A 236-nucleotide genomic window follows, 5' to 3' on the forward strand; every position below is an offset into this window, starting at 1 on the left:
GAACTATCATTTAACTAAACCAAGGTTTACAAGCTGTTTTGACAGTTTAAACCAAACCTTTCCTATAATGTAACTTTTATTAACGACTCCAATATTACCGGATCTTGAATCTTCACTAAAATTAATATTATCTCCAAGAACAAAAAACTCGTTAGCAGAAAGATATATTTTATTCTCTAAAATACCCGGGTCCGCAATCTTATCGTAATTTTCTTTGGATTCAATAGGCTTATCAT

The 236-nt window shown here is 30.5% G+C and carries 1 protein-coding gene; it reads right to left on the bottom strand.

Annotation, left to right across the window (positions count from 1 at the left end):
- Positions 1-6: 6 nt before the first annotated feature.
- Positions 7-236, bottom strand: a 230-nt coding sequence (locus ACTHSL_RS14225; protein WP_440381759.1) for a S26 family signal peptidase, incomplete at its 5' end; no start/stop codon positions are given.

It is taken from the genome of Neisseria sp. P0008.S010, from assembly GCF_051962715.1.
Lineage (GTDB): Bacteria > Pseudomonadota > Gammaproteobacteria > Burkholderiales > Neisseriaceae > Neisseria > Neisseria elongata.